We start from the raw sequence: 12,892 nt of genomic DNA on the forward strand, positions 1-12,892 counted from the left end.
GCCGGAGCCTCGGGCCGCGGCTGTCGTCAGGAGACGCCGCAGCTGATCGCCGTGCTCGCCGGAGGCGGCGCGCCGTTGGACGTGTAGCCGAACGTCGTGGACGCGCCCGGTGCCAGCGAACCGTTCCACGCCGCGTTTCGCACCATGATGTGGTTGCCATGGGCTTCCCAGGCGCCGTTCCAGACGCTCTGGATCGCGTTGCCCGCCGGCTGGCTCCACGACGCGGTCCAGTTGGTGATCGGCGCGTCGCTGTTGTTGGTGACCCGCACCTCCGCCTGGAAGCCGCCGTTCCAGCTGCTCACGGTGCCCAGGCTCGCCGCGCAGAAGCCGTCCTCCGGGTCGGGGCCGGGGTCGGGACCCGGGCCGGGTCCGGGCTCGCCGCCGTCGTCACCCGGGACGGTCACCTCGCCGTTGCCCCCGTCGAACACCACGTCGGAGCAGCCGTAGAACGTCTCCTGGCTGTCGGAGCGCTCCCAGACGGTGTAGATGATGTGGCGGCCGGTCTTGTCCGAGGGGAGTTCGACGTCCCAGTAGTACTCGGACTCGGCGTTGCCGACCGAGCCGCGGTAGGGCGGGTCGGTCTCGGAGTGGAAGGGCTCGTCCTCGATGTCGTCCCAGGTCAGCGGCTGGGTCGGGTCCCAGCCGTCCTCCGTCACATAGGTGTGGAACGTGCCGGGGTGGTGGGCCCACGGGTTGTAGGTGAACTCGTAGGTGTCACCGGCCGTCACGTGCGTGTAGGGCCAGTCCGTACGCGGCAGGTCGAAGCCGGAGAAGTCGTAGACGGTGGCCGCGCCGCTGCACAGCTGGCCGTCGGGGATGTAGCCCTCGGTCCTGCCGCCGCCGTTGGACTGGAGCACGGCGAACCAGTTGTAGAAGGCGTTCGCGCCGCCTTCCTGGAGCGCTGCCCGGCAGGCCGGGTTCGCGGGGTCCATCGCGCCGCTCTCGGTGACGCTGTACTTCCAGCACAGGTAGGTGCGGCTGCCGGGGTCCATCGGCGCGCCGTGCGCCGCCGCGCTGCCGCCGGTGAACATCACCATGCACAGCGCGGGCAGCGCCGCGAGGAGGACCAGCAGGGCCGGTCTCCTCCGGCGCGTGCGGGGGGTGGCTCGTTCTCTCATCGCGTTGCGTCCCTTCCGGCGTGCTGAGCCAGTGGCCCTCGGGAATGAGGGCGAACCGTGATGGGAGCGCTCCCAAGTGCCGTGAACGTAGCGGTGGCCGCCTCCGGTGTAAAGGCTTCGCGCGGAAAGTGTGCGGACGCGGCGGTAGTTCAGAGCGCGAGCGGGCGGAACTCCGGGGCGCGGACCGCGCCCCGGGGCGGCGCGCGGACCCGTTCCGGCGCCGGGACCGGGTGCGGCCCGGCCCTCACCCGGTCCGCGTGCGCCCGTCTCAGGCGGTGGTCCGCGCCACCGCCTCGCGGATCACGCCGGCCGGCCCGGCGGAGGCGAGGGTCCGCAACTGCCGCGACGCCCCGTTGCCCCGGGTCAGGACGCGGTCCACGCCCGCGCGGACCAGGGCGAGGTCGCCGATGTCCTTCACCGCGGGGGCCACGTGCGCCACCAGCGCCTCGATGACCTCGCGCGCCGCGGCGGGCCGGTGCGTGAGGGGGTGGACCAGGGCGTCGCGCAGCCCGGAACGGCTGGCCCGCCAGGCGGCCAGCCGCAACTGCGCGGCGCTGCCCTCGGGCGGCGGGCGGCCGTCGGCCCACTCGCGCGCCGCGGTCTCGACCAGGCCGCGCACCAGTGCCGCCAGGAGCACCGCGTCCTCGGCGTCCTGGCACACGTCCGCGATGCGCACCTCGACCGTGGGGTGGGCGGCGGAGAGCCGGGCGTCGAAGTACACCATGCCGATGTCGAGCAGCGTCCCGGTGGCGAGCAGCGAGTCGACCGTGGCGTGGTAGCGCGCGGCCGAGCCGAAGACCTCCTGCGGGCCCGTCGTCGGCCACCGCCCCCATATCTGGTGGCGGTAGCCGGCGTAGCCGGTGTCCTGGCCCTGCCACAGAGGGGAGTTGGCGGTGAGGGCCAGCAGCGGGGCCAGCCAGGGCCGGATCCGGTCGAGGACGGCCACGCCCTCCTCGTCCGAGTCGACGCCGACGTGCACGTGGCAGCCGCAGGTGAGCTGTTCCTGCGTGGTGAGCCCGAACGCGCGCGCCATCCGCAGGTAGCGGCCCTTGGGCGTCAGTTCGGGAGCGACCGGCAGCGGAGAGGTGGCGAGCGCGGCGACGCGCGCCCCCTCCTCGCGGGCCAGCGCCGCGGCGTGGCGGCGCCAGCGGACGATCTCGGCGGCCAGCTCGTCCAGGGAGGAGCAGGGCCTGGTGTTGGTCTCAAGCTGCTGCTGTTGCAGCTCCGCCACCACCACGTCCTCCGGCTCCCCGGCCAGCACGGCCCCCGCCACGGCGCGCGGCTCCGCGGTCACCGCGTCGACGAGCAGCAGCTCTTCTTCCACCCCAACGGTCCTGGTCACGCTGCCCGCCTACCCTGCGAGGGGCGCGGAACACCGCGTACGCGCCGGAGCGCGCGGCCCGCCCACGCGCCTGGCGGCGGCGGGCCGAGCCGCCGGGTCCCGGTGCGCGCCGACCGCGCGGAGCGGCCGGGCCGCTCCGCGTGGCCACGGGGGCGCGCGTTCAGTCGTACAGCCGCCCGAGCAGGGCGCCCTGCCCGGACTGGAGCACGTGGGCGGCCGTCAGCGGAATCCAGAAACACTCGAACCGGTGGGGCTCCCGCTGCCCGTCGTGGTCCTCCTGGCTCAGCCACCGTTCCGGGGTCGGCCCGGCCGGTTCCAGGTGGAAGACGTGGCGGCGCTGGATCTCGAACCGGTACGGGCTCACGTCGTACTCGGTCACCCCCAGCTTGCGCACGACCCCGAGGGCGCTCAGGCCCGTCTCCTCGCGCGCCTCGCGCAGGGCCGCCGCCTCCGGCGCCTCGCCCGTCCTGACGCTGCCGCCGGGCACCTGGAGGCCGACCTCCTCCCAGCTGTGGTCGACGTGGCGGAAGACCAGCAGTCTCCCCTCGCGCACGACGTAGCACAGCGCTTTCTCCACGACGGCCTTCCGCCGTTCCTCCGGCACGGGACCCCCTCCGCACGTGTGGCCCCCGCCGTCGGCGGCCTCGGGCCAGTGTGCGGCACGCGCCGCCCGCGGCGCGCCCGCCCGCGTCGGCGCCGCCCGCCGCGTCAGTCCTCGCGCACCAGCAGCGCCACCGGGCTGTCGGCCAGCAGCCGCGCGAGGCGCACCGTGCCCGTCAGCTCCTGCCCGCCGAGGCGGTCGCGCCACGTGCCGGGCGGCAGCGGCAGCCCGGTCTCCTCCCAGCCGCCCGCGTGCGCAAGACGCCGCGACAGCCGCGTGACCGCCGTGACGACCCGTCCTGAGCGCGCGAACGCCAGGCAGTGCCCCGCCGCCGGCCCCTGGGCCGCGAGCGGCTCGTAGCCGGCCGACTCGCCGAACCACTCCGGGTGGGCGCGGCGCAGCCGCAGCGCCGTGGCCGTGAGCCGCAGCTTTTCTGTGGCCAGGTCGTAGCCGGCGTTCAACGCGTCGTCCAGCGCGGCGAGTTGCGGGATCGGCAGTTGGGGAAGGCGGCGGTTGTCCGGGTCGACGAGGGCGAGGTAGTGGCGTTCGCTGCCCCGGTAGACGTCGGGCACCCCCGGCATCGTCAGGTGCAGCAGGGTGGCGCCCAGGATGTTCGCCCGGATCTGCGGCGCGAGTTCCCTGGCGAACTCGGTCAGCGGATACAGGGGCGGCCCGCACGGCCCGGCCAGCACGAAACGTTCGACCGCCGCCTCGTAGGCCGCGTCCTGCTCGGTCCACGTCGTGTGCAGGCCGCGTTCCCTGACCGCCTTCATCATCGCCGCGAGCAGCCGTTCCCGGTCGGGGAAGCCGAGCGCGAACGCGGTCTGCCAGGTCGACCAGGCCACGTGCGGGTCGGGGGCCCGCACGCCCGCCGCCGCCGTCTCCTCGGTCAGCCGCGTGACCAGCTCCGACCACCCGCGCGGGTGTTCGCTCAGGGCGCTCAGGGTGGCCCGCACGTCGCCGCTGCGCTTGGTGTCGTGCGTGGAGAGCACCGTCCCGGTCAGCGGCCAGTCCCGTTGCAGCCGGGCGCAGAACGCGTGGAACGTCTCGGGCGGCAACGACGGCTGCCCCGGGTCGCCGCCCACCTCCGCCGCCGAGAGCAGCGGCGTGAACCGGTAGCACGCGGTGTCCTCCACGGCCTTGGCCCGCAGCGCCGAGGCCACCTGCGCGAACCGCACCCGGAAGTCCGTCAGCCCCTCGCCGTCGCCGAACCGGCCCAGGGCCAGCTCCCGCACCGTGTCCACCGCCGCCGCCTCGGCCGGGACCTGGAACATCCGCCGCGCCCCGTCCGCCGCGGTCACCAGCATCGCCTCGTCCACGGGGGACGGCGGCCCGTCCGCCGTCACGTACGGGCGGTACACAGGCAGCCGCACCAGCAGTTCGGTCAGCGCCGACCGCAGCGTCCACGGCGCGTGGTCGCGCAGGCGCAACTCGGGCACCCGCGCGCACACCGCCGCGGCCGTCCGCGTCAGCCGTTCGCGCTCCGCCGCCAGCTCGTGGCTGATCATCTTGTACGAGGCCCGGCGCACCGTCGGCGTCCACTCCCCGCCGAGGTCGGGCGGCGCCCCGGTGAACGCCCGGTAGTTCTCGGTCAGTTCCTCACAGCCCTCCGGGTCCGTGAACACCGCGTCGATGTGCCGCAGCGCGTCGTACCCGGTGGTGCCCGCGATCGGCCAGCCCGCCGGAAGCTGCTCGCCGGGCCCGAGGATCTTCTCCGCGACGATCCACGCGCCGCCGCTGCGCCGGTGCAGGCGCGCCAGGTAGCCGCCGGGGTCGGCCAACCCGTCCGGGTGATCGACGCGCAGCCCGTCCACCACCCCCTCCTCCACGAGCCGCAGCACCGTCGCGTGCGTGGCCTCGAACACGGCGGGCTCCTCGACGCGCAGCCCGATCAGCTCCGAGATCGCGAAGAACCTGCGGTAGTTCAGCTCCGTGCGGCCCAGGCGCCACCACGCGAGCCGGTAGTGCTGCGCGTCGAGCAGTTCCGGGAGCGGCAGGTGCTCGGTGCCGGGCCGCAGCGGGAACGTGCGGTCGGCGTACCGCAGCACGCCGTTCTCCACCGAGAGCCGGTCAAGCTCCTCGCCGAGCGGCCCGCCGAGCACGGGCAGCAGCACCCGCCCGCCACCGGCCGCCCAGTCGATGTCGAACCAGGTGGCCCGTTCGGCCGCCGGCCCCTCCCGCAGCACCTCCCACAGGGGCGCGTTCAACTCGGCGCGGGCCGGCACCGCCATGTGGTTGGGCACGATGTCGAGCACCACGCCGAGCCCCGCGGCCCGGGCCGCCGCCGCCAGCCGCCGCAGCCCCTCCTCGCCGCCGAGCTCCGCGCGCACGCGCGTGTGGTCGGTCACGTCGTAGCCGTGCCCCGAGCCGGGAACGGCTTCGAGCACGGGCGAGAGATGCAGGTGCGAGACGCCCAGATCGGCCACATAGGGCACGATCTCGGCCGCCGCCGCGAACGGGAAGTCCGGCTGGAGTTGGAGCCGGTAGGTAGACGTGGGCGTGTGGCGCGCTGGCGTCATGGAAACCCTCTGCCCCGACGGCCGTTGGGACAAGCGCAGTTGATTCCCGACTGTGCTGCACGCGCGGCGCCCGCCGCAGTAGGCTTCCTTGATCCATCAGCGGGGCGGAAGGCGGTGCAGGCGGTGAGCTCTTCGGGGCTGGAGCTGCCCTCGGGAAACGGGGGTGGGACCGCCGAGCCAGAACCCGGGGCGGTGCCGGTGCCACGACCCGTGGAGATCGGGGCCGACCTGGAGTGGAGCGCCCAGGACTGGTCGGAGGTGCGCACCCGCGTGGAGCGGGCGGGACGCGCGTACGTGTGGCTGAACCTCGTGGAGCAGCGGCTGCGGTCGGTGGTGGCCGCGGTGCTGCGCCCGGTGTACGAGCCGGTGCACGGCGCGGAGTGGGAGGTCGCCGCCGCGGGGCCGACCGGGCAGGAGTGGGTGCAGCGGGCCGCCGCCCTCAGGGAGGTCAGCCGCCGCAAGGGGCATCTGCTCGATCCAGCCGACGACACGGTGCTCGCCTTCCTCACCCTTCCGCAACTGCGTGAACTCATGGTGCAGCACTGGCCCTGCTTCGCGCCGTATTTGGACAACCGACGCGAGGTCGAGCTGACGCTCGACGAGCTTGAGGTGGCGCGCAGCGCCGTCAACCGCAACCGCGGCCTGAGCCGCGCCGTGCTCGAACAGGCGGAACGCGGCTGCGCCCGGCTGCTGCGGCTGCTCGACTCGGGGGCGCCGCCCTCGGCGGGGCGGCTGCCGGCCGACGCGGTGGAGCACCTGGTCGGCGACCGGTTCACCGACGTGGCCGGGGTGCACCCGGACCGGGTCAGGCTCCAGCGGCAGTTGCCCGCCGAAGAGCTGTTCGGCGGCGCGCGGCGCCTGGACGCCGTGGGCATAGGGCTCGGGCTGCTCGTGCAGAACTACCCGGGGCGGCGCCTGGTGCGCCTGGCCGAGGCGGGCTGCCGCATCCGGCTGCTGTTCCTCAACCCGGCCAGCGGGGCGATGCGCCGCCGCGAGCGCGAGCTGGGGCTCAAGCGCGGCGAACTGGGACGTTCGGTCGAGACGAACATCCTCCACATGCGCCGCGTGCGCGGCCGGGTGCACGACCCGCAGGCGTTCGAGATCCACGTCTTCGACGACACACCGAGGTTCTCCGCCTACTTCGTGGACGCGGACGGGCCCGACGGGGTCGCGGTCGTGCAGTCGTACCTCAGGCGCAGCCGCGGCATGGAGACGCCCGCGCTCGTGCTGCGCCGCGCCGGGCGGGACATAGTGCAGCGCGAGGACGCGGCGGGCGACGGGGAGCTGAGCCTGTACGAGACGTACCGGGAGGAGTTCGAGTTCGCCTGGGAGAACTCCCGGCCGGTGTCCTGACAGGACCGGCGGCCCGCCGCGGGTGCGCCCGCGGCGAATCTGCCGACAGCAGGGCGGTCTTCCGCGACGGGCCGCCGCGGCGGCAGCATCGCGGCATGAGCACAAGGAAACTGCTGATCCTGGGCGGTACCGGCTTCGTGGGACGCGTCATGGCCGGGGAGGCCGTGGCGCGCGGCTGGGACGTGACCGTCTTCAACCGGGGGCGTGCCGCGCCGCCGCCCGGCGTCACCGCGCTGCGGGGCGAACGGACCTCGGCCGGCGGCCTGGCGGCGCTCGCCGCGGGGGAGTGGGACCACGTCGTCGACACCTGGAGCGGCGCGCCGTCCGCCGTGCGGGCGGCGGCCGACCTGCTCGCGGGCCGGGCCGGCCACTTCTCCTACATCTCCAGCCGCTCCGTCTACACCTTCCCGCCGGCCGCGGGCGCCGCCGAGGACGCTCCGCTGGTGGACGGCTCGCCCGACGCGGAGGCGACCGACTACCGGAGCGACAAGCGGGGCGGGGAGCTGGCCGCGCGGGCGGCGTTCGGCGCGGAGCGCGCCCTCCTCGTCCGCTGCGGCCTCGTCCTGGGCCCGCAGGAGAACGTCGGCAGGCTGCCGTGGTGGCTGACCAGGATCGCCCGCGGCGGCCCGGTGCTCGCGCCCGGCCCGCGCGACCTGCCGCTCCAGTACGTGGACGCCCGCGACCTCGCGGCCTGGACGCTCGACGCGGCGGCGCGCGGCCTGTCGGGCCCGTTCGACGTGGTGAGCCCGCCAGGACACACCACGATGGGGGAACTCCTCGGCGCCTGCGTGCGGGTGACCGGTTCCGGCGCGGAACTGCGCTGGACGGACCCGGACACGGTGCTCGCGGCCGGGATCGCCCCGTGGACGCAGCTGCCGGTGTGGCTGCCGCCGGGCCCGGAGCACGCGGGGCTGCACGCCTCCGACGTGTCCAAGGCCCTGGCCGCCGGCCTGCGCTGCCGCCCGGTCGGGGAGACCGTCGAGGACACCTGGCGGTGGCTGTCGGCGCCCGGCGGCGTCACCCTCAAGCCGGGCCGCTCAGCGGTCGGTCTCGACCCGGCCGTCGAGGCCCGGGTGCTCGGCCTGGGCTGACGACGGCCGCCCCGCGCCCGCCCGGGGCGGCGTGACCGGGAGGCCGGCGCGCCGCCACGCCTGGAACCCGCCGACCAGGTCCGTCGCGCGCGGCAGTCCGATCGCGCGCAGGGAGGCCGCGGCGAGCGAGGAGGCGTATCCCGCGTCGCAGAACACGATCCAGCGCACGTTCCGGTGCCCGGCCTCGGGCACCGAGGCGCCGCTCGCCGGGTCGCAGCGCCACTCCAGGTGGTTGCGCTCGATGATCAGCGCGCCGGGGACCGTGCCCGACGCCTCGCGCTGGAACTGCGGCCTGGTGTCCACCAGAACGGCGCCCTCGCGCACCGCGGCCAGCGCCTCGCGGGGGCCGAGCCGGTCGAGGGTGCGGCGCACCGCGGCCAGGTGCCCGTCGATCGTCGGGTAACGCTGGGGCGCCTGGGGGGTTCGGGGCGTCGGGGGCACGGCCTGGCTCCTTCGTCGTCTTCGTCTACGTCGTCTGTCGCGCGTCGTTCCGCCGCGCGGGCGGGCCGGGGCGGGGGGCGTCAGCCGGTCACGGCGTCGGTCCGCAGGACCGCGAGCCGCCCGTCCCCGTCCCGCCGGTAGTAGGTCTGCGTCGTGAGGGCGGGCGCGTAGGCGTGGATGCTGACGGCCGGCGCGCCGCCCGCGTTCACCACGCGGTGGACGTACCGCGTCCCGAAGGCGCGCACGTCCCCCGCGGCAAGACCGGTCTCGCGCGGCCCGGCGGCGGGGAAGGTCTGCTCCCTCAGCGCTCCCTCGACGACGCCGAACGCGCCGGCGGAACCGCCGTGGTCGTGGATCTCGGTGCCCTGCCCCGGCAGCCAGGTCAGCAGCCACACCTCGTACGCCGCCGTCCTGGCCAGGCGCAGGTAGAAGCGGTCGGGTGAGGTGAAGGCGACCCGCGGGCGCCACTCCTGGGGGCGGGCGGCGAAGCGGCGGACGGTACGGGCGAGCAGCTGGGGGCCGAGGGGAGCGGGGAGGCCGGTGGTGGCGGGAACGGCGGCGGGCGCGGGCGCGGACATGGGGAACCTCGCGAGGGGCGTCGTGGCGGGAGGGAACGGCGGGGCCGGCGGTCCTGGAGGCGGCGCGGGAGCACCGACGCGACGGCGTGGAAGCGCCGTCGGATCACAGGAACGAGCCGGAGGAACGCCGCGCCCGCGGCAGACACCGGGCGAGCGCGGCCGTCAGGGACGACCGGGGCGACACAGCGCGCTGGCCACGCGGAGCAGGTCCACGTGGCACCGGGAGAACAGGCGCTTGCTGGTCGGCACGGGGCCAGAGTGACAGCGCGGCATGCGTGTGGTCAAGGCGGGACTCCCTACGCCTTGACCGCCAACACGACTGCTGGCATGCTCACATACCGTGAGCCAGGCTGACTTTCTCGTAGCGCGCCTGCACGTCGACCTCCGACGGCAGGCCAGCGCCATCTGTGCCGCCGTCCGCTGACCGCACCAGCCGGCTCCTCCGCTCCGCTCTCCCGCGCCCCTGATCCCCGCGTTCCCCTGTCGCGCCACGACGGTGTCCGCGGACCCGCGCGTCCACGCCCGTCTTCTCCCGCCGCGTCCGGGCGGACCGCCCGTGCCCGGCACGGGCCGACGGGCGCGCCGCGCCGCGCGCGGGGCGGATCCGGCTGCCCACTCCCGCAGTTACCGGTCCAGGCACCGAAAGGCAGCACCCGTATGAGCACCGCAGGTTCCCGCATCCGCACCGGCGGAGAGCGACATCGTGCCGTCGAGGGCGACGGCACCAGGCAGCACGCCCCCGCCGCGGTCCGACCCGCCTGAGCAGGAAGGACGATCCGATGCGGCACCTCAACGCCCTTCCCGACCTCCCCGACCTGTCCGACGTGACCGTGACGCTCCTCCCGCAGGGGACGGATCACACCGACCGCACCGTTCCGCTCGTGGGCTATCTCGTGCTGGCGCCGGCCGGCACCCAGCCGGCGCAGCTGACGGAGCTGCTCGCCGCCGTTCCCCGCGCGGCACCCGCGGGGCCCGCGCCCGCGCCGGAACCGGCGCGGGGCCCGGCGCCCGCCGACCACGGCATCGCCGTGGACCAGGAGGAGCGGACCGTGACGGTCGACGGCCGACCGCTGCGCCTGACCTACCTCGAATTCGAGCTGCTGGCCCACCTGGTGGGCCACCCGCAACGGGTCTGGACGCGCGAGCAGTTGGTGGAGACCATCTGGGGGTACGGCCCGGTCGGCGATCAGCGCACGGTCGACGTGCACGTGGCGCGCCTGCGCCGCAAGCTGGGCGCCGCCTACCGCGAGCGGATCGTGACGGTCCGCCGGGTGGGCTACAAGTACGTGCCCCCCGCGGGCTGATCAGCCCGCCAGCGCCCCCGCCCTGGGCGCGCCGGCCGCCGCCGCCCAGCGGCGCAGCAGCAGTCCGGCGAGCTCGGGCGCGTCGCCGAGCACCGGGGCCACCAGGTCGGCGCCCGCCTCGCGGGCGCCGGCCAGGACGCGGTCGGGCAGCCGCCCCGGGGCGATGACGAACGGCGCGACCGCCACGTCACGGATGCCGTCCGCGCGCAGCGCGCGGACGGCATCCGCCGTCGTGGGGGCGGCGGCGGACGCGAACGCCGGCCGCACGGCCGGCCGCCCCGACGCCAGGCGCCAGCGGTCGGCGAGGCCGCCGACCGCCGCCAGGGCGCCGGCGTCGGTCGAGCCGGCCGCGGCGAGCACCACGCCCGTGGCGCGCCACCGCTCGGGGGAGCGGCCGGGCGCGGCCTCGGCGAGGCGCCGTTCCAGCGCGCCGAGCAGCAGCGGGTCGGGCCCCGGCACATCGGCCTGCCGGATCGTGAGTCCTGGCAGGCGGGCGGCCTGTTCCGCGAGGACGGCGGGGATGTCGGTCCTGGCGTGGAAGGCCCGCGACAGCAGCAGGGGAACGGCGACCACGTCGCGCGTGCCCTCCGCGTGGAGCCGCGCGAGCACCTGTCCCACGCGCGGTACGGAGAACTCCAGGAAGCACGTTTCCACCCGCACGCCGGGCGCGAGGGCGCGCACGCGGGCGGTCAGCGCGGCGACGGTTGCCGCGTGCCGCGGGTCGCGGCTGCCGTGGGCGACGACGAGCAGCACCGGGCGGGCTTGCGGTGGTGGGGACATGAGGGATTCACACACAGGGGGAGGGGAGGGCGCGGCCGTCAGCCGCGGGCGAGCAGCCCGCGACCGCGCAGCACCCGCCGTTCGAGCGGGGAGAAGAAGAGGAGGTCGATTGCCACCCCGACCACCAGGATCAGGATGATGGTGGCGAGCACGCCCGACATGTTCTGCATGGTCCTGAAGCCCTCCATCAGCTGGCCGAGGCCGGTGCCGAGGCTGGGCGACTGGACGATCAGCTCGGCCGCCATCAGCGAGCGCCAGGAGAACGCCCAGCCCTGCTTCAGGCCCGCCAGGTAGCCGGGCAGCGCGGCCGGCAGCAGCACATGCCGGACAGCGGTCAGCCCGCGCGCGCCGAGCATGCGCCCGGCCCGCAGGTACAGGGGCGGGATCTGGTCGACGCCCGAGACGATGCCGTTGGCGATCGACGGCACCGCGCCGAGCAGCACGACGGCGTAGATGGTGCCGTTGGTCAGGCCGAACCAGATGATGGCCGCCGGCACCCACGCGATCGACGGCAGCGACTGGAGCCCGGTCAGCACCGGGCCGATCGCCGCCCGCACGAGCTTGACGCGGGCCACGATCAGGCCCAGCGGCGTGCCGACCGCGACGGCGATCATGAAGCCGAGGATGCCGCGCGAGACGCTGGTCCAGATGTAGTCGAACAGCGTGCCCTGCCGCCACATCTCGGCGAACTCGTCCCCGACGTCGAGCGGGCTCGGCAGCAGGTAGTCCGGCTGGAGGTCCGAGAGGTGGACGAGCTGCCAGACGGCGATCACCAGGGCGACGGCCACGATCGGCGGCAGCACCTTCGTGAGCACGATGCGGCCGACCGGCACGCGCTGCTCGCCCGACGCGGGGGTCTCCAGGGCGTCGAGGCCGGCTTCGAGCCCCGCGAGATCGCCCGCCTCCCCGGTGGCGGCGCCGGTGCCCGCCCGCTGTGCCTCACTGCTGGCCATGGCGGCGAATCTCCTCCCGGAGTCGTTCGGTGATCTGCACGGAGAGTGCGGAGACCTCGGCGTCCTCGATGCGCCGCGGCTGGTCGATGTCCACGCGCCACTCGTGCACGATGCGCCCGGGCCGCGAGGACAGCAGGATGACGCGCTGGGCCAGCCGCACCGCCTCCCTGACGTTGTGCGTGACGAACAGGACCGAGACGCCGGTCTCGTTCCAGATGCGGGTCAGCTCCTCGTGCAGCACGTCCCGCGTGATGGCGTCGAGCGCGGCGAACGGCTCGTCCATCAGCAGCAGTTGGCTGTCCTGCGCGAGCGCGCGGGCCAGCGCGACGCGCTGCCGCATGCCGCCGGACAGCTCGTGCACGCGCTTGCCGTAGGAGCCCTGGAGCCGGACGAGCGCGAGCAGCCGCTCGGCCTCCGGCCTGCGCTCGGCCTTGGGAACGCCCCGCAGCCGCAGGGCCAGTTCGATGTTGCGTCCCGCGGTCAGCCACGGGAACAGGGCGTGCTCCTGGAACATCAGGGCCGGGCGCCCGCCGGGGACCGCGATGGTCCCGGCGGACGGCGCGTCGAGACCGGCCGTGAGGTTCAGCAGCGTGGACTTGCCGCAGCCAGAGGCCCCGATGAGGGTGACGAACTCACCGGGCGCGACGTCGAGACTGATGTCGTCGAGCACGAGCTGCTGCCTGCCGGGGCGGCCGAACGACTTGGACACGTGGTCGAACCGCACCGCGTACCCGGCGTCGGTGCTGCCGTCGCTGCCGGGCTTGTCGAGGGCGAGGGCCATCGGGGTCACCTCCAGGGGTGGGGTCGGGCGG

General features: G+C 75.2%; 13 protein-coding genes. 4 read left to right on the forward strand and 9 right to left on the reverse strand.

Translation table 11 applies throughout. From position 1 onward, the window contains the following. Window positions 1-26: 26 nt before the first annotated feature. The 4 genes from LC193_RS25165 to treY form a co-directional block, all read right to left on the reverse strand. Entirely contained in the window at window positions 27-1,118 is a 1,092-nt protein-coding gene (locus LC193_RS25165; protein WP_226077664.1) for a lytic polysaccharide monooxygenase, read from the reverse strand. A 268-nt stretch (window positions 1,119-1,386) separates the two neighbouring features. Then, entirely contained in the window at window positions 1,387-2,460 is a 1,074-nt protein-coding gene (locus LC193_RS25170) for a glutamate--cysteine ligase (RefSeq protein WP_226077665.1), read from the reverse strand. A gap of 160 nt (window positions 2,461-2,620) precedes the next feature. Further along, a complete protein-coding gene (locus tag LC193_RS25175; protein ID WP_226077666.1) occupies window positions 2,621-3,064 on the reverse strand; it encodes an NUDIX hydrolase in 444 nt (147 codons plus the stop codon). Window positions 3,065-3,168: 104 nt separating this feature from the next. Further along, a complete protein-coding gene (gene treY / locus LC193_RS25180) occupies window positions 3,169-5,580 on the reverse strand; it encodes a malto-oligosyltrehalose synthase (protein ID WP_226077667.1) in 2,412 nt (803 codons plus the stop codon). A gap of 123 nt (window positions 5,581-5,703) precedes the next feature. Between treY and LC193_RS25185 the strand changes: the two genes are divergently transcribed. Both LC193_RS25185 and LC193_RS25190 read left to right on the forward strand, forming a co-directional pair. After that, the gene (locus LC193_RS25185) at window positions 5,704-6,933 is read left to right on the forward strand and encodes an SAV2148 family HEPN domain-containing protein (RefSeq protein WP_086161975.1); all 1,230 of its coding nucleotides are present in this window, start codon (window positions 5,704-5,706) and stop codon (window positions 6,931-6,933) included. A 95-nt stretch (window positions 6,934-7,028) separates the two neighbouring features. Further along, complete coding sequence (locus LC193_RS25190) at window positions 7,029-8,024, forward strand: NAD-dependent epimerase/dehydratase family protein (RefSeq protein WP_226077668.1); 996 nt, start codon at window positions 7,029-7,031, stop codon at window positions 8,022-8,024. Here LC193_RS25190 and LC193_RS25195 read toward each other — a convergent pair. Both LC193_RS25195 and LC193_RS25200 read right to left on the reverse strand, forming a co-directional pair. Continuing rightward, window positions 7,971-8,465: a rhodanese-like domain-containing protein gene (locus LC193_RS25195; protein WP_404819482.1), complete on the reverse strand. Its 495-nt coding sequence runs from the start codon at window positions 8,463-8,465 to the stop codon at window positions 7,971-7,973. The genes LC193_RS25190 and LC193_RS25195 overlap by 54 nt on opposite strands. Window positions 8,466-8,545: 80 nt before the next feature. Beyond that, the gene (locus LC193_RS25200) at window positions 8,546-9,043 is read right to left on the reverse strand and encodes a cysteine dioxygenase (protein WP_226077669.1); all 498 of its coding nucleotides are present in this window, start codon (window positions 9,041-9,043) and stop codon (window positions 8,546-8,548) included. 340 nt (window positions 9,044-9,383) lie between these two features. Between LC193_RS25200 and LC193_RS29240 the strand changes: the two genes are divergently transcribed. Further along, window positions 9,384-9,467: a putative leader peptide gene (locus tag LC193_RS29240; RefSeq protein WP_107485729.1), complete on the forward strand. Its 84-nt coding sequence runs from the start codon at window positions 9,384-9,386 to the stop codon at window positions 9,465-9,467. Between the two features lie 355 nt (window positions 9,468-9,822). Further along, window positions 9,823-10,347, forward strand: a complete 525-nt coding sequence (locus LC193_RS25205) for a winged helix-turn-helix domain-containing protein (protein ID WP_226077670.1) — start codon at window positions 9,823-9,825, stop codon at window positions 10,345-10,347. On the opposite strand, the gene LC193_RS25210 is transcribed toward LC193_RS25205, so the two are convergent. Genes LC193_RS25210 through LC193_RS25220 form a run of 3 tightly spaced genes read right to left on the reverse strand, consistent with a single transcriptional unit; the run spans window position 10,348 to window position 12,861 of the window. Next, window positions 10,348-11,127 (reverse strand): sirohydrochlorin chelatase, encoded by a 780-nt coding sequence (locus tag LC193_RS25210; protein WP_226077671.1) that lies wholly within the window; start codon window positions 11,125-11,127, stop codon window positions 10,348-10,350. A gap of 38 nt (window positions 11,128-11,165) precedes the next feature. Then, complete coding sequence (locus LC193_RS25215; RefSeq protein ID WP_226077672.1) at window positions 11,166-12,080, reverse strand: ABC transporter permease; 915 nt, start codon at window positions 12,078-12,080, stop codon at window positions 11,166-11,168. Beyond that, window positions 12,067-12,861, reverse strand: a complete 795-nt coding sequence (locus tag LC193_RS25220) for an ABC transporter ATP-binding protein (RefSeq protein WP_226077673.1) — start codon at window positions 12,859-12,861, stop codon at window positions 12,067-12,069. The genes LC193_RS25215 and LC193_RS25220 overlap by 14 nt, the downstream gene beginning before the upstream one ends. Window positions 12,862-12,892: the final 31 nt, after the last annotated feature.

It is taken from the genome of Streptomyces marincola, assembly GCF_020410765.1.
GTDB classification, from domain to species: domain Bacteria; phylum Actinomycetota; class Actinomycetes; order Streptomycetales; family Streptomycetaceae; genus Streptomyces; species Streptomyces marincola.

What these genes read in the sequence shown, in the direction of transcription:
- treY (WP_226077667.1), bottom strand. Translation starts at nt 5,580, where the DNA reads ATGACGCCAGCGCGCCACACGCCCACGTCTACCTACCGGCTCCAACTC.
- LC193_RS25190 (WP_226077668.1), top strand. Translation starts at nt 7,029, where the DNA reads ATGAGCACAAGGAAACTGCTGATCCTGGGCGGTACCGGCTTCGTGGGA.
- LC193_RS25205 (WP_226077670.1), top strand. Translation starts at nt 9,823, where the DNA reads ATGCGGCACCTCAACGCCCTTCCCGACCTCCCCGACCTGTCCGACGTG.
- LC193_RS25215 (WP_226077672.1), bottom strand. Translation starts at nt 12,080, where the DNA reads ATGGCCAGCAGTGAGGCACAGCGGGCGGGCACCGGCGCCGCCACCGGG.
- LC193_RS25200 (WP_226077669.1), bottom strand. Translation starts at nt 9,043, where the DNA reads ATGTCCGCGCCCGCGCCCGCCGCCGTTCCCGCCACCACCGGCCTCCCC.
- LC193_RS25220 (WP_226077673.1), bottom strand. Translation starts at nt 12,861, where the DNA reads ATGGCCCTCGCCCTCGACAAGCCCGGCAGCGACGGCAGCACCGACGCC.
- LC193_RS25165 (WP_226077664.1), bottom strand. Translation starts at nt 1,118, where the DNA reads ATGAGAGAACGAGCCACCCCCCGCACGCGCCGGAGGAGACCGGCCCTG.
- LC193_RS25210 (WP_226077671.1), bottom strand. Translation starts at nt 11,127, where the DNA reads ATGTCCCCACCACCGCAAGCCCGCCCGGTGCTGCTCGTCGTCGCCCAC.